The sequence below is a fragment of the Bacillus sp. PPSBB_2 genome (assembly GCF_045291115.1).
GTDB lineage: Bacteria > Bacillota > Bacilli > Bacillales > Bacillaceae_G > Bacillus_A > Bacillus_A cereus.
Genome location: NZ_CP147983.1, coordinates 834,529 through 857,069, shown reverse-complemented (window position 1 = coordinate 857,069; position 22,541 = coordinate 834,529). Strand labels below are relative to the sequence as shown.

The window sequence follows — 22,541 nt, the reverse complement described above, 5'->3', positions numbered from 1 at the left end:
TTTTCTACCCCAACTCCTATCCTACGTTTACGTTATGCTTTTCTTGTAATTGAACTGGCGCCATTTTTACAATTCGGTTCAAAATAAATAATACAATTCCAATATCATCTAAAATACCGATAAACGGTAAGAAGTCTGGAATTAAATCGAGCGGCATCGCAACATAACCAACTAAAAACGCAATAGATAAAATTTTCTTCTTTATTGAAACCTCTTTTGAAGTGAAAAAGTCAAATAGGAATGGAACAAATCGGCGAACATGAAATACAACTCTTAATCTACTAATAAGTTTTTTCATTTTTATATCTCCTCTCTTTGTATACAAAAAGGACCCTACCAAACATGGTAAGGGTCCTAAAAAAGACAATAAGGGGCCTTTACCATTGCTGGTAAAGGTCTCACTAACAACGAAACGTTGCCAATAAAGCCGAGGGTTTCTCCCTGTAATGACGACTTTACTGTAATAAGTTACTCCCCTTTATATACACAATTTTATACAATCACATTAAAATATTTTGGAGGGCTTGTCAATATATTTTATATCCCACATCCTCCTGCTTAACATTCCGTAAAAACAAAAAACGTATAGGAAATTTCTTACTATCTCATAATATACATAATCATTTTTGAATGAAAGGAGAGGCTTCATTTGCATACCGTATGGAAAGGTGCCCTTTCACTTGGACTATTAAATATAGGAATCAAACTATACAGTGCCGTAGAAGAAAACGATATAAAATTTTTAAGTCTTCATAAAGAATGCTTAACACCTATTAAATATAAAAAATTTGCTCCTGATTGTACGGATGAAGAAATTGATGATAAAGATATTGTAAAAGCCTATGAATACGCACCTCATAAGTACATTATTATGGATGAAAAAGAATTAGCTGAATTGCAAAAAGCTCACGAACCAAGATCTATTCGTATTATATCTTTTATCCAAAATAACGAAATTGATTCTGTTCTCTACGATCGTTCTTATTTTATAGGCCCTACCCCTGGACATGAAAAATCGTATTGATTATTAAAAGAAGCACTTGAACGTACGAATAAACTTGGTCTTATCCATATTTCCATTAGAAAAAAACAACATTTAGCTATTATCCGTAACTTTGAAGATGGGCTTATATTACAAACTATTCACTACCCTAATGAAATTCGCGATATAACAAATACACCTAACTTACCAAGTAACGAAAATTATCCGATTCAAAAACAAGAACTCACAGCAGCAATCAATTTAATCCACCATCTTACAAATCCTTTTGAACAAGAGATGTATACAGATGAATATAAAGAAGCCCTTACCGAACTAATCGAAAACAAAATTGAACAACAGGAAAAAACCGAAACAATCTCTCCAACTCCAAACATCATCAATATTATGGAGACATTACAGGCAAGTATTGAACAAGCAAAAATAAAAAGAGACAATAAAACAGAAAAAGAGGCCAAATAAGATTGACCTCTTTTTTCTTTAAAGCGGATTACATTTTGGCATCTCAAGTCCAGACGATTGTGCTAATTTTAATAAGTAATAACATTCTTCTCTTGCCATATGATCCGCCATTCTAGCAGATAATGCACTTAATATTTCATTCGATAACTCCAGCTCTTCAACCTCATGGAGAAAATGCGAAAATAATTTTAACTCAAGTGAAACATCTTTTGTAAACTTCTTTAATGCAGGAAAATGATGAAGCTCTGTCCGTAAATACTCCGTCATTTCAACTGCCTTTAAGTAAAATTGTTCAAAGTGCTTCGTAAATTCTTCGCTTTTCTCTTTTAATCTTTTTTCAACAAGATCTAATCCACCAGAAATAGACCCTGCATGGCCAGCCGCATCCGTTAACCAAACGAGATGATAATGTAATTCATGAAAAACAGGCGGAACTTCTCCTTTCGTTAAAAATTCTAACACTGTTATATACTCTTCTACTTCGTTTACCATATGATTGATGAAAGTTGGCGTAAAATGAATAGTGATTTTTCCCTCGAGTTGTTTCTGTATAATACTTAATTTAAACGTTCGTATTTCCTTCGCGGCTCGTTCTGCCTCTTTTGAAAACGCAATGAGATTCACATTACGAACTTTATTTAACAGATTCGTAAATGTTTCAACAAAATAAGTGGCCTTTTTTATATCCTCTTTTTCCTTCGGAGCTAATGCATCAAGTAAAAATTGCGAATGATCAGTAAGCACCTTTAGCCAAAATTGATGCTCAAACAATGCACTTTCTTCATAATTCCTCTCCACTAAATCCCCTCCGTTTATTCGTCCTTCTCTATCACTTGAATTTTATATCCATCTGGGTCTTGTACTACAATACTCTTCTCACTTTTGTTTTCTGTATATGCAATTTTATAAAACACTAACCTCTTCTTTAAGTTCTCTATGTTAGAAATTGAAAACATTAGTACATCAACCGAATCCGTAACACTCTTCTCACGCCCACCCAAACTACGATTCATTACAAAACTAACTCTCATTGAATCAGCATCATACCAAACCCCTGTTACATCTAATTGGGGTCTTTCTAAACTAGGCTTGATTCCTAAAATCCCTTCATAAAAATACAAAGTTCCCTTTAAGTTTTTCACTTCCAATACAATGAATTGTTTCACATTCTCCACATTCATTCCCCCCGTACCTATTACTTTTTTATATGTGTCATAAAGGCCTATTATGTCTGAATACAATACGTAGTAATGAACATTTAAGGAGGTTTATCCATGAATAAATATATGCGATCATTCGTGCCCTATCATAGTCCTCTCGATCCTTGTCCTCCTATTGGAAAGAAATATTATTCTACTCCTCCTAATTTATTTTTAGGTTTTCAACCGCCAAACTTACCACAATTCACACCAAAAGAAGCGCTACAAAAAGGGACTTTATGGCCAGTTTTTTATGACTATTATGAAAATCCTTATAAAAAAGGGCGGTGACTACTGACGTGACTCAATCGCTACCAGAAGAATATTATCAGCTGTTACTGGAGCTTCAAGAACTAGACTTTGTACTAGTTGAACTAACTCTTTATTTAGATACACATCCAGATGACACCGCTGCTATTAATCAATTTAATGATTTCTCCTATAAACGAAGAGTATTAAAACAAAAGATGGAAGAAAAATACGGACCACTCCAACAGTTTGGGAACAGTTATTCTAATGCCCCTTGGGAATGGAGTAAAGGTCCTTGGCCATGGCAAATATAAAGGAGAGAAACTATGTGGATTTATGAAAAAAAATTACAATACCCTGTTAAAGTAGGAACTTGTAATCCAGCACTTGCAAAATTATTAATTGAGCAATATGGTGGTGCAGATGGAGAATTAGCTGCTGCACTACGTTACTTAAATCAGCGTTATACAATCCCGGATAAAGTCATTGGCCTCCTTACCGATATTGGTACAGAAGAATTTGCGCATCTTGAAATGATTGCTACGATGGTTTATAAGCTGACAAAAGATGCGACTCCTGAACAGATGAAGGCAGCTGGTCTCGACCCTCATTACGTCGATCATGACAGCGCACTTCATTACCATAACGCAGCTGGTGTTCCATTTACTGCAACCTATATACAAGCTAAAGGTGATCCAATTGCCGACCTATACGAAGATATTGCGGCTGAAGAAAAAGCGCGTGCCACATATCAATGGCTTATCAACCAATCTGACGATCCCGACATAAATGACAGCTTACGCTTTTTACGCGAACGAGAAATTGTCCATTCACAACGCTTCCGAGAAGCCGTTGAAATTTTAAAAGAAGAACGCGATAGAAAAATATATTTTTAATACACATATCCTAGCGATATGTGTTTTTTTGCGTTAAAAGTTAAATCTTGCCTATTAAACATACAAATAGTATATTTATTCGATTTAATGCATTATTTTTTAATTTTTTCAAAATTCCCTATTGCTTTCTAGTCATCAGACCTTTAAAATAATAACAGTTACTCGACAAATTATTTGAATTTTCGACAAAAATACTCATTAGGAGGATTTTCTTTATATGCGTACAACTTTGAAACCAGCGCAAATACTTTCGATTAGTTTATTACTATTCGCAGTTTTCTTCGGTGCTGGTAATATGATTTTCCCGCCCCTTCTTGGTCTTTCTTCCGGAGAAAATATGTGGGTTTCCATTACAGGGTTTATTATTACAGACGTCGGTTTATCTTTACTTGCTATCGTTGCTGTTGCCCTTGCTGGTGGTAGTTTTAACACTTTAGCGAGCCGTGTTCATCCAAAATTCGCAGCAGTATTCGCTATCATTATTTATCTTTCAATCGGCCCACTATTTGTTATTCCACGAACTGGATCTGTATCTTATGAAATTGGGATTGCACCACTTTTCCCAGATCAATGGTATTCTATGTTAGTTTTTAGTGCGATTTTCTTTACAGTCGTTTACTTCTTATCATTAAATCCATCCAAGCTAGTAGATCATATCGGTAAAATATTAACGCCAATTTTACTTGTAATTATTGCAATTATGGCAACAAAAGCGATTCTTTCACCAGGAACGTTTGCAGAGCCTATCGGTGACTATAAAGACATCCCGTTTTTCAAAGGATTTCTTGAAGGATTTTTAACGTTAGATGCAATTGGCGCTCTCGTACTATCAACAATTGTTGTAAATGCAATTCGTCAAAACGGTATACAAGAGAAGAAATCTATCGCGAAATATACAATCATTTGCGGAAGTATCGCTGCTCTATTCTTAACAATTGTTTACTTCTTACTCGGTTATATCGGAGCTTCAAACGGAAACTTGGGACAATTCGAGAACGGTGGTCAACTATTAGCAACTGTTATGTACCAATTCTTTGGGACAAGCGGTAATGTTTTATTAAGTATCGCCATTATCTTCGCTTGTTTAACAACAGCAATTGGTGTTGTAAGTGCATTCGCCAACTATTTCGCAACAGTATTAACAAATGTTTCTTACAAAAAGCTCGTACTATACGTTTGTATCTTTAGTTTCGTTATTTCAAACTTAGGATTAAGCTTATTAATTAAAATCACACTACCTGTATTAATTATTTTGTACCCAATTACAATCATTTTAATTTTCGTATCATTTATCGATAAATATACGAAACGTAAACCTTCTGTCTACATCGGAGCAATGATCGCAGCATTCATTATTAGCTGTATTCATGCACTTGATAATGTGGGAATGATACCAAGTTTTATCGCTAATATCGTACACACGATTCCTTTTTATAACTTAGGAATCGGCTGGATCGTTCCAGCAATAATTGGTGGTATAATCGGATACTTTATTCCGCAAACAGAAGCTGAAGGTGAAGTTTCTGCAAAGTAAAAAGAAGCAAGCATGAAATCCATGCTTGCTTCTTTTTCTCTTCACATCGTATGTTTAAACGTAAACAACTCTTCCTTTGACTGTACAGCAGATTGTTCCTCTTCTACAACTTCCTTCTTTATCTCTCCCCCTAATCGAACTTTCAACATCGCCTCTTCTAGACTTTTTACAATCATATTTCCTGAAAAAATAGTAAGTCCAAAAAATGTAATCGGAACGAGAGGGATCCACGGATTCACTGTTAATGACCTAAAGTATACTCCAATTAAACCTGACCATTCATGCGTATAAGATTCCACCTCTTTTATAGGTCCACCAAACATTACAGTCCCACCAAAGAACACTTCAAGTAATCCTAAGTGCAGTAAAATAGTAAGAGTCTGCGTAAACTGCTGAAAAAATACAAGTATAAACGTCATATAAAGGTGCGGGAAAAGATGCTTTATAACAATATGTCTTCTCGATCCACCTAATATGCGTGCGGCATCAACAAATTCCTCCGTTCGCAATTTACGAACTTCCTTCGCAACATACAGTGCAATAACTGGCATTACAAGCATTACAAGTAAGACAACTTGAAACGAAGCCCTTTCAAAAAAGGTTGTTGTCTCCTCTCCGCTTCCAAATGCATTTGCAGATTGAAGAAAAAAATACGCAATCATAACTGTCGGAATAACTGTAAAACTATCAAAGAAAGCCTCAATTTTTGAAAATCCTCTTTTTATATACGTTCCGAGTACGACACCGAAAAACACACCTATTACCATTCTAAGTGCCGCAATTAAAATAGATATACCAATCGTCCACTTCGCGCCCTCAATGACTAAATGTAACAGGTCATACCCTTTCCGGTCTGTCCCGAGTAAAAATTGTAATGAAGGTGGAAACGGTGGCACTTGTGGATTTTCATCCGCATCATATTGCAATGTAACTTGTCTAATATGTCCATCATTCCATAACGTATTTCCGATGCTCAAAAGAACTAATAGGAGAAGAAACCCAATGCTTATCCAAAATCTTTTATCACGTTTTATATACGTCCACATATTATAATCTCTCCTTCATCGCAGCCGGAATGAGATAATGAAATAATTTAAATAAAATAAAAATCGGAATATATATAAGAAGCACACTAACGATGAAAACCTCAACTCTAATACCAAAATACGATTTCAAAAACATAAAAATACCACCCGTATTAAAAATCCATTCTATAATATATAAATTAGATAACATAAAAAAGATATTCGTTTTCGCAAAGAATAATGTACTAAGCAACACATTTCGTAAAATATGACGATTTAAAATATGAAAGCGCCCCAGCCCTTTCGCCTTAGCAAATAGTACATAATCTTTTTCTAGTTCATTTTCAAAACGAAGCACGACCATTTTTACAAACATAATCGTAGTCGGGATGCTCAAACAAAGTATCGGCAATCCTCTAATTGACTCGCCTCCAATTGAAGCAATTTGAAAAGGTAAAAAACCTGTTTGTTTAAAAAACCATATAACTAAAATTTGTGATACTAAAATAAGAAGGATATCTGGAATAGATTCTAGGAAGATAAGAAATGATTTAATTCGATGTTGTATACGCGGTGAACTACTCATAATTACATAAACAATACAAAATGCTACAAATAATGAAATAAAAAAAGCAGCTAAAAAAATAATAATCGTTTCTTTATAATGGACGAACAGCTGCGGAAATAAAAATTTACCTTTTACATATTGCAAATTGGAAATATCCATTAAGTTCACAAACACTTCTTTTAAACTCTGTATGTACTTTGATACATCCAGCTTAAATCCATAGAACAATTTCGGCAGAGCCCCTAACATAATAATCCCCAAAATCGAAATAATAAATTGAATTGTCACTTCCATCCCATTCAGAAAAACTTTTTTGACCACGTTTTCCCTTCTCTCTCTTTATATTTTACTCTCTAATTTTATTCTTAATTTTCTGAATTGTAAATATTCAATCATAAAAAATCACTAGGTTATGATCCTAGTGATTCTTTATGCGCATGCCTTTCTCTTTTTGCAAACGGCATATACAAAATAAAACACCCAATAAGCGCTGCGAGTTCTAACGAAATAATATAGTAAGGATGCGGTCCTAACATATCGAGTAATGAAGCTGTTTCTGGCTTATGAGCTAAAAACATATAATTACCGCCTGTTTTATAATTCACAAACGAAACAAGCGGAATCAATATGTTTAAAAATATCATCGTACGCTTAATAGATTGCAAGGTCGGTCTATAGCCTTCCACCCAAGTCATAAAGAGTGGTGCCCAAATGAGCAATATATGCGCGATAAAATATTCAATGAAACGAAAATGCGGAAAAGCATACTGCAAGTTTGGCGTTAAAATAGCTTGTGATGCACCAATAATTCCCGTGAAAAATACAATCTCATATATGCGGTAACTTTTCGTTACGATCATAATCGACGCTAATAATAAACTAATCGTACATAATTCAAACGGTAATGAAGTAGCTAGCTCAAAAATCCCCGCTTTCCACTCCCACATATGAAGCCCAATTTCACTACCTATAAATAAAAATGCAATTGCATATCGAACCGTTATATTCCACTCACTTTGACGTAATACATCTTGGTATTGATACAGAAAAAATATCCCCACCAACATAATAAATAATATAAGGGCATGTTGCCTTGAGTATGGAATAAATGGTTTTAATGGGTGTGCGCTAAAATAAGCTTCCATCTTCCTTCCTCCTTTCCTCCATACAATATTATTGTAAGAAAGAAACGACGAGTCAATTCATTTGCTTACACTAGGACAACCTCTACCTTACATTTACATATTCATACCTTACAAAACTGTAAGGTTATTGTAAGCTAAAACGATTTGTCAGATTCTTTACCTCTTCTATACTTAATGTAGATACTAAAACGAACGAAAAGGTGATAAATAGATGAAGAAGAAAAATAAAGTGTTAATTACTAGTGTAGTAGCAATCGGAATTGCAGCTGGATCATACTTTGCATTTGCTGGTGGCGGTTCAGATGTAGCAATGGCATATAGCGGATATAAAGTAACCGAAAAACAAATCCAAAACGCGCAAAAATTTGGTGGCGAAGTTATTCCAAATGGAATTGAAACTATTTCATTCGATCCAACAAAAGGAACATATGAATTAGCTGTGAAAAAAGGCGATGAAGTGAAAAAAGGTCAGCTTCTATTTAAATACAATGATCCGACTGCGAAACAAGGTGTAACAGAAGCAGAAATGCAAAAGAAAATCGCACAAAAAGAAGTAACGTTGCTCCAAAAACAAATTGATGTAGCGAAACAAAAATTACAAAAAGATAAAAATGCAGGCCTTCCTGCTGAAGCATTAAAAGCATCAGAAGCCGAAGTTGGGCAATTAGAATCACAAATTGAAATGAAAAAGTTTGAAGTTGAAAAAGCTGATGAAATGATTAAAGCAGCAAAAGAGAAAGTAAACAATCTTTCTGTAACAAGTCCTGCTGATGGCGTAATTGATGATATCGTAAAAACTGCTGACGAAAAAACAGGTATGAGCGGAATTACTCTTCGTCACGCTGGTCAATTTAAAGTAAAAGGTCAAATTTCTGAATATGAGCTTGCTAGTATGAAAGTTGGGCAAGAAGTAACTGTTTCATCAAAAACTGTCGCTGGTAAGACTTGGACAGGAAAAGTAACAGAAATCGGTTCTACACCATTAAAGAGCATGGATGAAAATAAAACTGTTTCTAACTATCAATTCACTGTCACATTAGATAATAGTGACGAATTACAAAACGGTTTCCACGTTTACGTAACAAGTAAATCTGGCGAAGCAACTGGTACAATTGTTCCGAAAAGCAGTATCGTGAAAAAAGGTGACAAAAATGTTGTCTTCGTTGTAAAAGACGGTAAGGCGAAAGAACAAGCAGTTACTGTTGAATTCGAGACTGATAGCGAAGCAAAAGTTTCTGGAGTGAAAAAAGGAGAGGAAATTATCTCTAAACCTGAAAAAGACTTAAAAGATGGTATGGAGGTTGTCGCCCAGTGATTAACTTAAAAGGCATCACGAAATCCTTCCAAAATGGTGCAGAGTCCGTTCAAATATTACACGGAATTGACGTAACACTGAACCAAGGAGAATTCACTTCAATTATGGGACCTTCTGGTTCTGGTAAATCAACATTAATGAACATTATTGGTTGCTTAGATAAACCGACGACAGGTACGTACGAACTAGCCGGTCAAAATATTTCAAACATGACTGAAACAGAACTTGCACACGTACGTAATAAAGAGATCGGATTCGTATTCCAAAACTTCATGTTATTACCGAGACTTACAGCGCTTCAAAATGTAGAACTACCTCTTATTTACGCTGGAGTCGATAAAAAAGAAAGACGCGAGCGCTCATTAGCCGCTTTAACAAAAGTCGGTTTAGCTGATCGCGCTACTCACTTACCGAACGAATTATCCGGTGGTCAAAAGCAACGTGTCGCCGTTGCCCGCGCAATCGTAAATAACCCGAAATTCATTTTAGCCGATGAACCGACGGGAGCACTTGATACGAAAACAAGTACACAAATTATGGACCTCTTTTACGAATTAAATAAACAAGGCTCAACAATCATTATGATTACCCATGACCGTGAAATCGGGGAAGCTGCAGCACGTCAAATTGTAATTCGTGACGGAAATATCGTCCAAGATTGGAGAGGTTAATTTTGAATACGAGTGAAAATATACGCATGGCCCTTTCCTCTATCTTTGCTCATAAAATGCGTTCTATCTTAACGATGCTAGGTATTATTATTGGGGTTAGTGCCATCATTACTATTATCTCGATTGGGGATGGAACAAACGCAAAGTTCCGCGAACAAATCGGGAATGAAAAAAAAGATCAGTTTTCTGTAAATTATAAGACAGAAGATTACTCAGATATGGACGGCAAAATTTCCTCAAGCATGTATGAAAGTATATCCAAAATTTCTGGTGTGCAAGAAGTTTATCCAGATGTAAAAGGAAAAGAAAAAGTATATGCAGGAAAAAAAGAATTAGATCTTGATATTACCGGTGCAAAAGGTGATTATTTTGAAGATACATCTAAATTCAAACTTGAGCACGGCAGATTTTTAACAGCAGCTGATTTAGACAGACCTGAACACACAATTGTATTAAATACAGATGCTTTTGATAAATTATATTCTTCATGGGAACCAAACTTATATGTAGATATAAAAGGTACACCATACAAAGTAGTTGGCGTATATTCAATAAAAGCAATGATGGGTGGCATGACATTTAAAGAAGGTGTCATTTCAGCAGAAAACTGGCCTGTACTATTCGGGAAAAACAACTACGATTCTGTAACGGTAAAAATTGCTCCTGGTCAAGATAAGGAAACTGTTCAAGAAGCAGTTGTAAAATCATTAAATGAAGCAAAAAAACCAGAGCATTCAGGTAAATTTGAAGTACCAGATCCACAAGAATTCTTAAAAGAAATTGATAGCTTCACAGGTATATTAAAAAGTGTATTCGGTGGTATTGCCGCTATTTCCTTACTTGTAGGTGGTATTGGTGTAATGAACATTATGCTCGTATCTGTAACAGAGCGTACACGCGAAATTGGTATTCGTAAAGCATTAGGTGCAACACGTGGTAAAGTATTAATGCAATTCTTAATCGAAGCTTGCATTTTAACAGCATTAGGTGGTTTTGTCGGATTTATGCTTGGAATCTTCTTCGCATGGATTGTCGCAATGTTTGCAGGATGGCCACTTGTCGTTTCACTAAAACTAGGACTTATCTCCGTTGCCCTATCTATGTTAATCGGTATACTATTCGGTTTACTGCCAGCTAACAAAGCTGCCAAACTGGATCCAATTGAATGTTTACGATATGAATAAACAAAAACGTAGGAGTTTACACTCCTGCGTTTTTTATTTATCTACTAAATTGAGTTTCTTCTATTATATATGTTTCACGTTACAACTATCATTCTAATACTCTTCATTATTTATAGGTACTAAGGCTATTATCTAATTCTATTATTGCAAAAATACTATGTAACAGACGAAAATCAAGGCGTAATTTTTTCCATACTTCGACTGATTTTGTAACAATTATATCGATATTTCATTAAATTTCACCTCATTTATATATTTTCACGCCTAAAAAGATTATCGTTTCATAACTAAATTCCCATTCAAACAGTAAAATAAGCTATTTTTGTAACACTATAGATATCATCAAGAAATATTACCGTAACATTATTAACGTTACAGTAATTGAAATACTACTCATTTTGTGTTTCATATGCCCTAATACGCCAAAAAACAACAAGGAAGCGCTATCAGGATATTTATGGAATTGTTACAGAATATTAATGCCCCGTTACGAAAGCTTTGTAATTTTATGTTTTTCGCAAATAAGAAAATAATGGTTGCTATAATGAGGTCAACGAAAACAAATGCAATGGAGGCTATTATGAAAAAATTTATGGGTATAGCAACAGCAGCGGTTTTTGGTCTTGGGATTTTCACAACATCTGCTAAAGCAGAAACAATCGTAACGACTGACGTACTAAACGTACGAGAAAACCCAACTACTGAATCAAAAGTTGTAGGAAAATTATTAGATGGATATAAAGTAAATGTTTTACATACAGAAAATGGTTGGTCAAAAGTTCAATTGAATAGCGGTAAAGAAGCTTTCATAAGCGCTGACTACACAAAAGACACTTACTACGTAACAGCAAACGTATTAAACGTACGTGCTGGGGCAAACACAGACTCAGAGATTCTTGGTAAGTTGAAAAAAGATGATGTAATTGAAACAACACACCAAGTACAAAATGATTGGATTCAATTTGAATATAACGGAAAAACAGCTTATGTTCATGTTCCTTACTTAACAGGTAAAGCACCAGTTAAAGTTCAACCAGTAGCTAAAGTTGAAAAAACGACTACAGTTCAAGATACAGCTAAAGTTCGTGAAGCTGCTAAAGCTCAGGAAGTAGCTGAAACTCAAGCAAAAGCTAAAGCAGTGGAAGCAACTAAAGCTCGCGAAGCAGCTGAAGCCCAAGCAGAAGTTAAAGCTCAAGAAGCGGCTAAAGCTCGTGAAGCGGCTAAGGCTCAAGAAGCGGCTAAAGCTCAGGCAGATGCTGAAGCTCAAGCAGAAGTTAAAGCTCAAGAGGCTGCTAAAGCTCGTGAAGCGGCTAAAGCTCAAGCAGATGCTGAAGCTCAAGCAGCGGCTAAGGCTCAAGAAGCAGCTAAAGCTCGTGAAGCGGCTAAAGCTCAAGAGGCAGCTGAAGCTCGTGAAGCAGCTAAGGCTCAAGAAGCAGCTAAAGCTCGTGAAGCGGCTAAGGCTCAAGAAGCGGCTAAAGCTCAAAAACCAGCTACACAACAACCTGTTGCAAAAGAAACTGAAACAAGTGCACCATCATCTTCTCGTGGGTTACGTGTTGTAGCAACAGCTTACACAGCAGATCCACTTGAAAATGGTTATAAAGCAGGCGACCAAGTAAAATCAGCTTTAGGCCACAACTTAACAGCTAATCCAAACATGAAACTAATTGCAGTTGATCCAAGTGTCATTCCATTAGGTTCAAAAGTATGGGTTGAAGGTTACGGAGTAGCAATCGCTGGTGATACTGGTGGAGCTATTAAAGGTAATAAAATCGACGTTTTAATGCCAGATAAAGGTTCATCAAGTAGCTGGGGACGTAAAACAGTTACAGTTAAAGTATTAAACTAGTTAGTAAAAAAAGGAGTCAGTCTTATCGTTGAGACTGACTCCTTTTCTATAATTATTACATTCTTTCTTTCTCTTGAAAGTAAGCAATATTGTCTCGAAGCCATTCCCTCTCCGATATAAATAAGTTCCCTCGTTTTTTATATACTTTATCAAATATCTTTAAAACTTCTTCATGATTAGCAAACTTATGTAAGAAACGAAGAGCAATGATAATCTCTGCTTCATCCGTAGGCTCTACTTCATTTTTACGTCTTCTAGCAACAATTTTATTCACACGTTCGCAAATTGCTCTCATTGCCATTTCGTCGCCATACGTATAAATAGCTCGAACAGCTTCATATTTCACCATCACATTTCTATCCTGTAAAGCTTCAATATAAACTATTTGTAAGTCCGATCCCCCTATTTTTGCTAACACCTCAATAACAGTTGAACGAACATAGGCACTATTACTATATAAAAGCTTTGTTAACGGCAGAATCGATTGATTTGTTCCAATCTCAAACAATGTATAACAAATATTTGTAATCTCATCTTTATTTTCTTGAGTATCCAGCAACTTTAGTAAAGCACTCTCCGCTTCTAATGATTTACATAACTTTAAGGAAGAAACTGCCCAAAAACGAACACTATCGTTTTTATGGTAAATATACGGAATAATTTTATTTGTATCACTTACTTCTGGCAATGTATAAATATTACTAAGCAGTTCACTTAACAAAGTCGGGTTTTGTTCACATTCCAAACAATCTATAAGATAATCAGCAATACTGATCTCTTTCGTATTAATAGCGAGTTTCGTCATTAAATAATAAATGTCTTTCTTCATAGATACCTTTTTTGCTTTGATTACCTTCTGCTGTAAATAAGGAAAAGTTAATAAGTCATTTAACGCTTTTGCTTCATCATACGCACGATGCCAAATCTTTGTTTCCTCATCATCCATCCGCCTTAATAAATCATCTATATACTCTTCCATCTCCTTCTCTCCCGTCCAAATTAAGTCTATCTCTTTGCATTCTATATACGATAGATTACTATTTCAACAGAAAAAAGAGGATGCCACAGCATCCTCTCCTTCTCTTCCCTATTCCACACAAGTAAATTGCGTCCAAGCTCCTACATAATCTAGTAAGAATAACTCCTCTTCCGCAATTGTACCGACGATATTTTTCCGTTCATCTATCGGCATCTCTTTCAGAATGATTTGCAGTTCACCTTTATACTTACCAAATGAATTGTTTCCAATTACAACTTGCCCTCTTTCCTGCAGCACACTTTCACGCACTGGGAAGTCATAGTCTTTGTACTTTTTACGTACTTCTGTAGAACGTACCATATACTCTGTTATGTCGCCGCGCCTTACGTGTAATTCTTGCAGCGTAGCTCTCTTCTCTACTTCAGTCGCTTCGTCTACAAAGTGCACTTTTAGCTGTAACATGTAGCGATTTAAGTTTCCTAGTTTCTCTAACTCTTCCTCACTCGCATAAGCATTTCCGATAATGACATCATCAATTAACCCTGTTGCCCATAAATGCTTCGCTTGTACTTCAATTGGTAAATTACGATGCTCTTCTAATGTACATAATCCATCGTTAATATCCCATGGACCGATGTTTGCGACATGTGATGTAATAAAGGCTGCACTGCGAATACCATGCTTTTTAAAGCGTTCACTACAGCGAATGAAATAATCGTATGGAAGACCAGTGAATTTTTGCGGATAAAAATTATGGCAACCAATTAAAGCTGATTTATTCGCTTGATGCGAAAGAATATTTTCTAAGTACGCAATATCGTTACTTACATTTAACTCAATTTTTAAACCGTACGGATTATTCGTCATTTTCGCTTCAGTTAACCCGTCGAAGCCTACATCTAAACGAATACCGTCTGCGCCTAACTCCGCGAAGAATGATAAATCGCTATAACTAATACCAAGCTGATCAAACACAGCCGGAGCTACATCTAAAATAACTTCCATATTGTTATCTTTTGCGTGATTAATAATCTCTTTAAATTCAGCTACAATTTCTTCTTTCGGACGATTCACAGATAACAAACAAGTAAATATTCTTGAGAAACCGTGTCGTGCCGCTGCGGAAATATAAGCCATATCTTTTTCTTTCGTTGAATGTTCTGGATAAAGTGAAATTCCTAATTTACGCTCCATGCTTTTGCATCTCCTTCACACGTTGTATTAATGCCATGCTCGTAAATCTATATTTTGCAGATAAACACGTTGCACATAAAATTGTCGGTACAATAATTACGTACGGTGATTGCAATCCTAACATTACATATGCACCCATTGAACAACCGATAAATAAAACTGATACTAGTAGTAACACTAATAAAGATTTACTTTGTACCCATTTCGAATAATGGGCAATACACTGTCCGACCACGAATGTAATTAAGATGATAATTGCTCCGAGCATTCTGTTTTCTCCTCTCCTGCTAATTGTTGTTTCTCATACATTTTGAAGAATGGATAGTAAATAACGAATGAGATAACAAAGTTAACAAGTACAAGTACACCAGCCATAATTGTCCAGTCCGTACTAATTACCGCTGCAATTGGTGCTAACATCGTAAATGGCAGTTTCGCCATCATAAGTGGAATCATACCTGAAACAACTGCGAAATATGATACTGTCGTTGTCACTAACGGTGTAATAACGAACGGAATAATTAAGATTGGGTTCATTACAATCGGTGCCCCAAAAATAATTGGTTCGTTAATATTGAATAAACCTGGTACGAATGATAATCTACCTAACTCTTTTAGGAACTTAGATTTAGAGAACATAAACATAATTACTAAAGCTAACGTTGAACCTGATCCGCCAATCCATACGAACCATTGAATGAATTGCTCTGTAAATAAGTTTGGTAACTGATGTGCATTTCCTGTAGCAGTGAATACTTCCATATTTTCAAGAATTGCTGAATCCCACATCGGACGAATAATTGGTCCTAAAATCGCTGGTCCATGTATACCGAATGACCAGAAAAACACGATTAAGAATACTGTTAATAAACCACCGAATAAATTATTTCCTACTAATACTGATTTTAATGGTGCGATTAAATATGTAATTGTTGTATTTACATCGAATTTCAAACCGTAGCGAATGCCCCAGAATAAAAGAATAACTGCTAATGTTGGAATTAATGTTGCAAACGAATTTGAAACTGCGGGTGGTACACTATCTGGTAATTTAATCGAGATATTATGCTTAATCATAAAATGATAAATTTCTACTGCAATTAATGCTGTAACAATTGCGCCAAATAAAGACGTTGCACTTAATGTTCCTACTGAAATATATCTACCTGCATCAATAACACCTGGTACAGTTTTCGTAATTTGAATTGGTTCAACTGATGCTAGTAAAAAGGCGAGTACAGATAATAACCCTGCACTTAACTGATTGAGCTGATAAAAGTTCGCGAGCGAAGCCCCTACACCAAACGCTGCGTATAATGCCATTAGCCCTACTGTAAATCGGAATGGAATATCTAAAATATGGCGAAACGGTGCAATCCATTCCATATATGCATCAATTGGTAAATTTAAAAAGATAACGAAAAATGATCCGACGATCGTTAACGGCAATGTAGAAATAACCCCGTTTCGAATTGCTAATAAATGTCGTTGTCCTGCAATCTTTTGCGTTGTTGGCATAATCTTTTGTTCCATAAAACTCATAAACCCATTCATCAATAGCCCTCCTCTTTCTCTCTACTATAAAAGAATGAAATAAACTTTATAACATTATAATGTTTATATTTAAAAAGATATAATTATGCTAAAACTAATTGTTCTGCTTGCTTAAGCACCTTCAAACCATCACACATGCCATAATCTCGTTGGTCTATAATCGCAACTGGTATATTGTATGAATTTGCAAGAAACTCTACAGCTGGGAATAAATATTTCACCTGTGGTCCAATTAAAACGACATCGGCTTCCTTAATTTCAAGCTTCACTAGTTCTGAATCAACTGCCTTAATTTTATAATTCTTCCCCTGTTTCTTTGCCTCTTCTTGCATTTTTCTTACGACCATACTCGTTGACATACCTGCTGCACAACATAATAAAATGTACATCTTATACGGTCACTTTCTCTTCTACTCGTTTATGAAGAGCAATAAATTCTTCAGCCAGTTCTTTCACTGTAATTGCATTCATTAAATGATCTTGTGCGTGCACCAACAGTAAACTAATTTCTGCATGATTTCCTCTTGCCTCTTCTTGAATTAAATCCGTTTGAATACGATGCGCTGCTGAAATTTCCTCACTAGCAAGTTTCATCTTTTCACCGGCATTCCCGAAATCTCCTTGTCTTGCAAAAGCAATTGCTTCAAGCGCCGCACTTCTCGCATTGCCACCATGTAAAATTAACGCAAATGGAGTTTGCATATCAGCCATTTTAAATTCCCCCAAGCTATATGTTTTCTATATTTCCATCTTATTATGAAAACGCATACAATTAAACATAAAAAACTTCCGTTATGTAACGGAAGTTTTTATATACTTTTTCAAAATGATAATAAAATCTCTTGAAAATCTTCAATTACCTCGGTCTGAGTAAGTTTCTCTATCGTAGTTTGACTAGACATAATATCATATAAAAAATCATATAGCCTTTGCAAATCTTCATTATTATTGCGCTTTACACTAAATAAAATAATTACTTGTACTTTTTTATCTCCCCAATCAACAGCCTTTTCAAGTGTGCAAAACATCAAAAAAGTTTCCTCACTTAATAACTGCATCGGATGCGGTATTGCAACTGAATTCCCAACCGCTGTCGGAGACGTATTTTCTCTTTCCATAACAGAAGCATAAAAGTTTTCTGGTACATAGCGTTTCTCAGCAGCTTTCTCACATAAAAACTGAATAACATCCTCTTTCGTAGAAGCACTATAATTTAAAAAGATTAAATCTTCCTTAATATAAGGCTGCACACTAGTATTCACATGCGTAAACAACCGCTGACCAATCGATTTAATCTCTTTATCATCAAATATTGAATTCACTTTTATAACTGGAACAGGCAAGCCACTCGGTATATGAATCGTACTAATAATACAATCTATTTTTTCTTTATAAAGATCTTCTACTTTCAATTGATAATAGCCTGTAATACCTACAATCTCTAATTTATCTCGGAACTGTGATAAAATTTTATATTTTAATAGTTGTGCACTTCCTTGACCAGTCGCACAAACTAATAAGCATCTTTTCTTTTGATTTTGCTCCTGCAAACGGCTCATCGCTCCGCCGAAGTGAATTGCTATATAACCAATTTCACTTTCAGGGATCGATTCACCCGTATATTCACCAATGATATCTCCAACGAGAACCGCAATTTCAAAAGCATACGGATAATTCTTTTTCACTTCTGCCAAAAGAGGATTTCTCGTATTTAACTTATACTTCAAACGATTTAATAACGTTTTTAAATGAATACCAAATCCAAATAATAATTCTTCATCATAATAAAAAATAAGATTCCGTTCTTCCGCTACTTTAAAAAGAATATGTTGCATAAATGCATATATATCTTTTCCTAATAGCTCTTCTACATTTTCATAGCGATCTCTCGTTGTAACAGCAGTACTTAATAAATGCATCGTCACATATAATACTTCTTCTTCTGGAAATAAAAATTTTAACTCTTTCTCTAAATCTCCTAAAATCTGCTTCGCAATTGTATATTCTTTCTTTATTATAAGTTCTGATTGCTCCGCATGCAGTCCTTTCATATAATGTTGACTTTGACAACGCTTTAATGCGATTGCAATATGAATGACTAAATTATCAATTTCTATATCAGATAAATATATTGTTCCGCCTTCAATATACTTTAATATAATTGAACGAATGAGTGATATATGCGGTAGCGATAAATATGTCTCCGTCTGCTCAAATTGCTCATGAAACGGAGTATGATCATAACGCGGTAAACCATATTGTGATAAACAAGAACGAATATTAAATTCCTCTCCAACAATACGTATACCATAATACGGTCTCTTCTCAATTTGTAATTCATAGCGACCACATATATCTGTAACATCTTTCATAATTAAATTGACCGTTGATTTGCTCACATACATCTCTTCCGCTAATTCTGAAAGCTTCACATATCCCTCTGTCATTAAAACACGCTGCAGAATGTACGCTATTCTTTCTTCATAAGAAGTTGGGATCTTTTCCGTCTGTTTTTGAAATAGACTCACACAAAAGTCTTCAAATTTCTTCTTTTTTATAATTTCTAATTCGTACCCATTCCCTCTTTGCGATTCGATTTTCGCTCCGTTTTCTTCCAATATATCATTTAATAATTTTATATCCTTTTGAATCGTCTTCGTTGATACATGTAAACGGCCTGCTAAAAAAGCTCGATTTAACATCGATTTCTCTTCTAAAAATTCCTCTAAAATAGAAATTAATCGCTGATGCACCTTTGTCATAGCTCTTCCTCTCGCTCTTTATATATAAAGGGGGAAAAGCTGCTGAAATCAGTAGTTTTTCCCCTTTATATTCTCTCTATTTCTTTAATGTAAATCCGAATTTATCCCATGCTTGTAAATAGTCTAGTAAGAAAATCTCTTCTTCTACAATTCGACCAACTACATTTGTTTTTCCTGTATTCACCATATCTTTTAATGCAATTTGTAATTCGCCTTTATACTGACCATATTGTTCATTATCAATTAATAAATCTCCACGCTTAATTTCACGCGTATTATGAGGTTTAAACTCTTCTTTTTTATATTTCACACGACTTTGTGTAGAACGAATCATATATTCAGATACATCTCCGCGATAAAAATGTGGTTCGTCTAATACGATAATTCTTTCTAGTTCTGTCGTTGTATCATATATTTCTATATCAAATGTTTGTTTCTCTTTATTTAATGCACCTAGTGCTTGTAATTCTTCTTCTGACGCATATGCGTTTGCAATAATAACATCATCAATTAATTCCGTCGCGAATAAATGTTTCGCCTGTGTTGTCATCGATAATTCACGATGCTGCTCTAATGTACATAACCCTTCTGTTACTGGCCAAGGTCCGTATGTTGCATCAAATGATGAAATAAAAGCAGCCGTTCTCATACCGTAATCTTTAAATTGTTTCGAGCATTTAATGAAATGATCGTATGATAACCCTGAATAACGATGCGGATAAAAATTATGACAACCAATTAAATTTTCACGATTTGGTCTGTGACTCATAATGTTATCTACATACTTCGTACAATTGCTCATATTAATCTCAATTTTCAAACCATACGGATTATAAGTCATAATTGATTCTTCTAATCCTGAGAAACCGACATCTAAACGAATACCGTACGCACCTAATTCATGGAAGAATGATAAATCATTATACGAAATACCTAATTGTTCAAAAACAGATGGACTAATATCAACTAATACTTGGAACCCTAATGCATTCGCATGAGAGATCGTTTCTTTAAATTCTTCTATAATTTTCTCTTTTTCTCCATCCACAGATAATAAACATGTGAACACACGTGTAAATCCATATTTACTTGCTAATGTTAAATACTCCTTATCTTTCTCTACTGTTGAATGTTCTGGATAAATAGAAATACCTAATCGTCTCATATGTACACGCCTCTTTCTTCATCATATTGTAAACCTTTTCAAATATATGTAGTGAAAAGTATATATCCCCTTCTTGTTCACTACTCTTTTGAATCCGCTTTCTTTAAAGAAAAAACAATTTCTATCATTCTTAACACCTACAAGTCTATACATCTATACTTTACATCTTTTTTTCATAGTTGTGTAGCTTTTACACAAATTTGTCAGTTTTTCACCTTAAAAATTGTTATCCGTTTTCAAGACACCTTCCTTGACTGTTGCATTGGCCAATACATATACTCGAAAGAAAAGAGAAAATTTTATATAGGGGATGAATATATGGGAGAAGCAATACTCGTAAAACGAGAACCGTTATGGACAAAAGAGTTTGTTGCTTTAATTTTTGCAAACTTATGTATGTTTTTAGGGTTTCAAATGTTAATTCCAACCTTACCTGTTTATGTGAAAGAAATTGGTGGCACAAGTTCCAATATCGGATTTGTTGTCGGCATGTTTACCGTTGCGGCACTTTTTGTTAGACCGCTAACTGGGAACGCCTTGCAAAAATTCAATAAAAAAATCATTTTAATGATCGGTACTGCTATCTGTTTACTCGCTATGGGCAGTTATCTTTTCGCCTCAACTATCTTTCTCTTGCTTGCTGTTCGTATTTTGCACGGAGCTGGTTTCGGTATTACAACGACTACATATGGAACTGTCGTTTCTGATTTAATTCCCTCAGCTCGCCGCGGAGAAGGCATGGGATATTTTGGCCTTTCTAGAACAATTGCAATGGCCCTCGGTCCACTTATCGGACTATGGCTTATGCAAACATATAACTTCACAATTCTTTTTTTATGTGCATTATCGTGCACAATTGTTTCATTAATATTAACGAAACTACTTCAAATCCAAAAAACGAAACAGCCTCCACAACAATCATCTAGTACTTTTCTCGATGGATTTATTGAGCGTAAAGCTTTACTTCCTTCATTATTAATATTATGTATTACATTAATGTACGGAGGAATCGGAAGTTTTATCACACTATTTGCTACAGAAGTCGGCATAGCTGATATTAGTCTCTTCTTTTTATGTAACGCACTAGCAATCGCTGTGACTCGTCCATTCTCTGGAAAGCTATATGATGCGAAAGGCCATACATTCGTCATCATTCCGGGAGTTATTATAACATTTACAGGTATTATTTTATTGTCGTATACGACGACAATTCCGAGCTTAATTATTGCTGCAGCATGTTACGGAAGTGGTTTTGGAGCGATCCAACCTGCACTGCAAGCATGGATGATTGACCGCGTAGCACCGCATCGACGCGGCGTAGCAACTGCTACATTCTTCTCCGCATTTGACCTTGGAATCGGCGCTGGAGCGATTATCTTTGGATTTATTGCTCACTTTACAAACTATGCAACTGTATATCGTTACTCCTCTCTATTACTTATTGCTTTTCTCTTCATTTACATTACAAGCATAAGAAAACAAAAGCATGGCGATAAAAACACGGAAAAAGCTGCTGGATAATTCAGTGGCTTTTTTATCATGTTAAAAGAATTGTTTTTCCTCATTTTGCTGTTCTAAAACTACATGCATTTCCCTACATATTTTCTTAACTTTCATCAAAAAATATACGATGAACTCGCAGATACTTTCCTTGATATTCGACTGAACAATATTATTCTAAAAAGTGTGATTTCTTTACAAGATTAAGATTTATACAAGGTAAAAACCAACGAAATGCAGTTGTTTCTTTAAGGGATTGTAAACTTTTCTTTCCTTTGTAAATTTAGTGT

23 protein-coding genes and 1 pseudogene are annotated in these 22,541 nt (G+C 35.1%); 10 read left to right on the top strand and 14 right to left on the bottom strand.

Annotation, left to right across the window (positions count from 1 at the left end):
* Positions 1 to 16 precede the first annotated feature (16 nt).
* Complete coding sequence (locus V6946_RS04295) at positions 17 to 298, bottom strand: YkvA family protein (RefSeq protein WP_000733844.1); 282 nt, start codon at positions 296 to 298, stop codon at positions 17 to 19.
* Between the two features lie 351 nt (positions 299 to 649).
* Here V6946_RS04295 and V6946_RS04290 point away from each other — a divergent pair.
* A pseudogene (locus tag V6946_RS04290) lies at positions 650 to 1,462 on the top strand (Ku protein).
* Positions 1,463 to 1,480: 18 nt separating this feature from the next.
* Here the strand turns inward: V6946_RS04290 and V6946_RS04285 are convergent.
* Positions 1,481 to 2,260 carry a DUF2935 domain-containing protein gene (locus V6946_RS04285; RefSeq protein WP_006916307.1) on the bottom strand — a complete coding sequence of 260 codons (780 nt, stop codon included), beginning with the start codon at positions 2,258 to 2,260 and terminating at the stop codon, positions 1,481 to 1,483.
* A gap of 14 nt (positions 2,261 to 2,274) precedes the next feature.
* The gene (locus tag V6946_RS04280) at positions 2,275 to 2,643 is read right to left on the bottom strand and encodes a lactoylglutathione lyase (RefSeq protein WP_080120215.1); all 369 of its coding nucleotides are present in this window, start codon (positions 2,641 to 2,643) and stop codon (positions 2,275 to 2,277) included.
* A 93-nt stretch (positions 2,644 to 2,736) separates the two neighbouring features.
* On the opposite strand from V6946_RS04280, the gene V6946_RS04275 reads away from it, so the two are divergent.
* The 4 genes from V6946_RS04275 to brnQ2 all read left to right on the top strand — a co-directional run bounded on the left by V6946_RS04275 (position 2,737) and on the right by brnQ2 (position 5,340).
* A complete protein-coding gene (locus tag V6946_RS04275) occupies positions 2,737 to 2,952 on the top strand; it encodes a spore coat associated protein CotJA (protein WP_001046257.1) in 216 nt (71 codons plus the stop codon).
* Between the two features lie 8 nt (positions 2,953 to 2,960).
* The gene (locus V6946_RS04270) at positions 2,961 to 3,224 is read left to right on the top strand and encodes a spore coat protein CotJB (RefSeq protein WP_000194492.1); all 264 of its coding nucleotides are present in this window, start codon (positions 2,961 to 2,963) and stop codon (positions 3,222 to 3,224) included.
* Between the two features lie 12 nt (positions 3,225 to 3,236).
* Entirely contained in the window at positions 3,237 to 3,806 is a 570-nt protein-coding gene (cotJC, locus tag V6946_RS04265; RefSeq protein WP_000265278.1) for a spore coat protein CotJC, read from the top strand.
* A gap of 217 nt (positions 3,807 to 4,023) precedes the next feature.
* Positions 4,024 to 5,340, top strand: a complete 1,317-nt coding sequence (gene brnQ2 / locus V6946_RS04260; RefSeq protein WP_001260934.1) for a branched-chain amino acid transport system II carrier protein BrnQ2 — start codon at positions 4,024 to 4,026, stop codon at positions 5,338 to 5,340.
* A 41-nt stretch (positions 5,341 to 5,381) separates the two neighbouring features.
* On the opposite strand, the gene V6946_RS04255 is transcribed toward brnQ2, so the two are convergent.
* From V6946_RS04255 to V6946_RS04245, 3 genes are all read right to left on the bottom strand, one after another.
* Positions 5,382 to 6,386, bottom strand: a complete 1,005-nt coding sequence (locus V6946_RS04255; RefSeq protein ID WP_000269955.1) for an ABC transporter permease — start codon at positions 6,384 to 6,386, stop codon at positions 5,382 to 5,384.
* 1 nt (position 6,387) lies between these two features.
* Positions 6,388 to 7,254, bottom strand: coding sequence for an ABC transporter permease subunit (locus tag V6946_RS04250; RefSeq protein WP_000239670.1), 867 nt, complete (start codon positions 7,252 to 7,254; stop codon positions 6,388 to 6,390).
* A gap of 89 nt (positions 7,255 to 7,343) precedes the next feature.
* Complete coding sequence (locus V6946_RS04245; protein WP_000388698.1) at positions 7,344 to 8,078, bottom strand: TIGR02206 family membrane protein; 735 nt, start codon at positions 8,076 to 8,078, stop codon at positions 7,344 to 7,346.
* A gap of 211 nt (positions 8,079 to 8,289) precedes the next feature.
* Between V6946_RS04245 and V6946_RS04240 the strand changes: the two genes are divergently transcribed.
* The 4 genes from V6946_RS04240 (at position 8,290) to entC (ending at position 13,097) form a co-directional block, all read left to right on the top strand.
* Entirely contained in the window at positions 8,290 to 9,393 is a 1,104-nt protein-coding gene (locus tag V6946_RS04240) for an efflux RND transporter periplasmic adaptor subunit (RefSeq protein ID WP_000728807.1), read from the top strand.
* Complete coding sequence (locus tag V6946_RS04235; protein WP_000609104.1) at positions 9,390 to 10,064, top strand: ABC transporter ATP-binding protein; 675 nt, start codon at positions 9,390 to 9,392, stop codon at positions 10,062 to 10,064. Before V6946_RS04240 ends, V6946_RS04235 begins: the two co-directional genes overlap by 4 nt.
* 26 nt (positions 10,065 to 10,090) lie before the next feature.
* On the top strand, positions 10,091 to 11,248 hold the full coding sequence (locus V6946_RS04230) for an ABC transporter permease (RefSeq protein WP_002197439.1): 1,158 nt from the start codon (positions 10,091 to 10,093) through the stop codon (positions 11,246 to 11,248).
* A 457-nt stretch (positions 11,249 to 11,705) separates the two neighbouring features.
* Positions 11,706 to 13,097 carry a cell wall-binding protein EntC gene (gene entC / locus V6946_RS04225; RefSeq protein ID WP_366982060.1) on the top strand — a complete coding sequence of 464 codons (1,392 nt, stop codon included), beginning with the start codon at positions 11,706 to 11,708 and terminating at the stop codon, positions 13,095 to 13,097.
* Positions 13,098 to 13,152: 55 nt separating this feature from the next.
* On the opposite strand, the gene V6946_RS04220 is transcribed toward entC, so the two are convergent.
* From V6946_RS04220 to V6946_RS04185, 8 genes are all read right to left on the bottom strand, one after another.
* The gene (locus V6946_RS04220; protein WP_006924074.1) at positions 13,153 to 14,076 is read right to left on the bottom strand and encodes a HEAT repeat domain-containing protein; all 924 of its coding nucleotides are present in this window, start codon (positions 14,074 to 14,076) and stop codon (positions 13,153 to 13,155) included.
* A gap of 108 nt (positions 14,077 to 14,184) precedes the next feature.
* Entirely contained in the window at positions 14,185 to 15,270 is a 1,086-nt protein-coding gene (locus V6946_RS04215) for a DUF871 domain-containing protein (RefSeq protein WP_000440054.1), read from the bottom strand.
* Entirely contained in the window at positions 15,260 to 15,538 is a 279-nt protein-coding gene (locus tag V6946_RS04210) for a hypothetical protein (protein WP_000900048.1), read from the bottom strand. Before V6946_RS04210 ends, V6946_RS04215 begins: the two co-directional genes overlap by 11 nt.
* Positions 15,514 to 16,824 carry a PTS sugar transporter subunit IIC gene (locus V6946_RS04205; protein ID WP_366982058.1) on the bottom strand — a complete coding sequence of 437 codons (1,311 nt, stop codon included), beginning with the start codon at positions 16,822 to 16,824 and terminating at the stop codon, positions 15,514 to 15,516. Before V6946_RS04205 ends, V6946_RS04210 begins: the two co-directional genes overlap by 25 nt.
* Positions 16,825 to 16,907: 83 nt before the next feature.
* Positions 16,908 to 17,213: a PTS sugar transporter subunit IIB gene (locus V6946_RS04200; protein ID WP_000275642.1), complete on the bottom strand. Its 306-nt coding sequence runs from the start codon at positions 17,211 to 17,213 to the stop codon at positions 16,908 to 16,910.
* 1 nt (position 17,214) lies between these two features.
* A complete protein-coding gene (locus V6946_RS04195; RefSeq protein ID WP_000774631.1) occupies positions 17,215 to 17,535 on the bottom strand; it encodes a PTS lactose/cellobiose transporter subunit IIA in 321 nt (106 codons plus the stop codon).
* Positions 17,536 to 17,645: 110 nt separating this feature from the next.
* On the bottom strand, positions 17,646 to 19,586 hold the full coding sequence (locus V6946_RS04190; protein WP_366982056.1) for a BglG family transcription antiterminator: 1,941 nt from the start codon (positions 19,584 to 19,586) through the stop codon (positions 17,646 to 17,648).
* A gap of 76 nt (positions 19,587 to 19,662) precedes the next feature.
* Positions 19,663 to 20,751 carry a DUF871 domain-containing protein gene (locus tag V6946_RS04185; RefSeq protein ID WP_006917791.1) on the bottom strand — a complete coding sequence of 363 codons (1,089 nt, stop codon included), beginning with the start codon at positions 20,749 to 20,751 and terminating at the stop codon, positions 19,663 to 19,665.
* A 318-nt stretch (positions 20,752 to 21,069) separates the two neighbouring features.
* Between V6946_RS04185 and V6946_RS04180 the strand changes: the two genes are divergently transcribed.
* The gene (locus tag V6946_RS04180) at positions 21,070 to 22,272 is read left to right on the top strand and encodes an MFS transporter (RefSeq protein WP_366982055.1); all 1,203 of its coding nucleotides are present in this window, start codon (positions 21,070 to 21,072) and stop codon (positions 22,270 to 22,272) included.
* The last annotated feature ends 269 nt before the right edge of the window (positions 22,273 to 22,541 follow it).

Excerpts from the sequence above, each read along its gene's own strand:
- V6946_RS04210 (WP_000900048.1), bottom strand. The coding sequence starts at position 15,538 with ATGCTCGGAGCAATTATCATCTTAATTACATTCGTGGTCGGACAGTGT.
- V6946_RS04240 (WP_000728807.1), top strand. The coding sequence starts at position 8,290 with ATGAAGAAGAAAAATAAAGTGTTAATTACTAGTGTAGTAGCAATCGGA.
- V6946_RS04255 (WP_000269955.1), bottom strand. The coding sequence starts at position 6,386 with ATGTGGACGTATATAAAACGTGATAAAAGATTTTGGATAAGCATTGGG.
- V6946_RS04180 (WP_366982055.1), top strand. The coding sequence starts at position 21,070 with ATGGGAGAAGCAATACTCGTAAAACGAGAACCGTTATGGACAAAAGAG.
- V6946_RS04185 (WP_006917791.1), bottom strand. The coding sequence starts at position 20,751 with ATGAGACGATTAGGTATTTCTATTTATCCAGAACATTCAACAGTAGAG.
- V6946_RS04200 (WP_000275642.1), bottom strand. The coding sequence starts at position 17,213 with ATGTACATTTTATTATGTTGTGCAGCAGGTATGTCAACGAGTATGGTC.
- V6946_RS04220 (WP_006924074.1), bottom strand. The coding sequence starts at position 14,076 with ATGGAAGAGTATATAGATGATTTATTAAGGCGGATGGATGATGAGGAA.
- V6946_RS04280 (WP_080120215.1), bottom strand. The coding sequence starts at position 2,643 with ATGAATGTGGAGAATGTGAAACAATTCATTGTATTGGAAGTGAAAAAC.
- V6946_RS04275 (WP_001046257.1), top strand. The coding sequence starts at position 2,737 with ATGAATAAATATATGCGATCATTCGTGCCCTATCATAGTCCTCTCGAT.
- V6946_RS04205 (WP_366982058.1), bottom strand. The coding sequence starts at position 16,824 with ATGAATGGGTTTATGAGTTTTATGGAACAAAAGATTATGCCAACAACG.
- V6946_RS04215 (WP_000440054.1), bottom strand. The coding sequence starts at position 15,270 with ATGGAGCGTAAATTAGGAATTTCACTTTATCCAGAACATTCAACGAAA.
- entC (WP_366982060.1), top strand. The coding sequence starts at position 11,706 with ATGGAATTGTTACAGAATATTAATGCCCCGTTACGAAAGCTTTGTAAT.
- cotJC (WP_000265278.1), top strand. The coding sequence starts at position 3,237 with ATGTGGATTTATGAAAAAAAATTACAATACCCTGTTAAAGTAGGAACT.
- V6946_RS04230 (WP_002197439.1), top strand. The coding sequence starts at position 10,091 with ATGGCCCTTTCCTCTATCTTTGCTCATAAAATGCGTTCTATCTTAACG.
- V6946_RS04190 (WP_366982056.1), bottom strand. The coding sequence starts at position 19,586 with ATGACAAAGGTGCATCAGCGATTAATTTCTATTTTAGAGGAATTTTTA.
- brnQ2 (WP_001260934.1), top strand. The coding sequence starts at position 4,024 with ATGCGTACAACTTTGAAACCAGCGCAAATACTTTCGATTAGTTTATTA.
- V6946_RS04245 (WP_000388698.1), bottom strand. The coding sequence starts at position 8,078 with ATGGAAGCTTATTTTAGCGCACACCCATTAAAACCATTTATTCCATAC.
- V6946_RS04195 (WP_000774631.1), bottom strand. The coding sequence starts at position 17,535 with ATGGCTGATATGCAAACTCCATTTGCGTTAATTTTACATGGTGGCAAT.
- V6946_RS04295 (WP_000733844.1), bottom strand. The coding sequence starts at position 298 with ATGAAAAAACTTATTAGTAGATTAAGAGTTGTATTTCATGTTCGCCGA.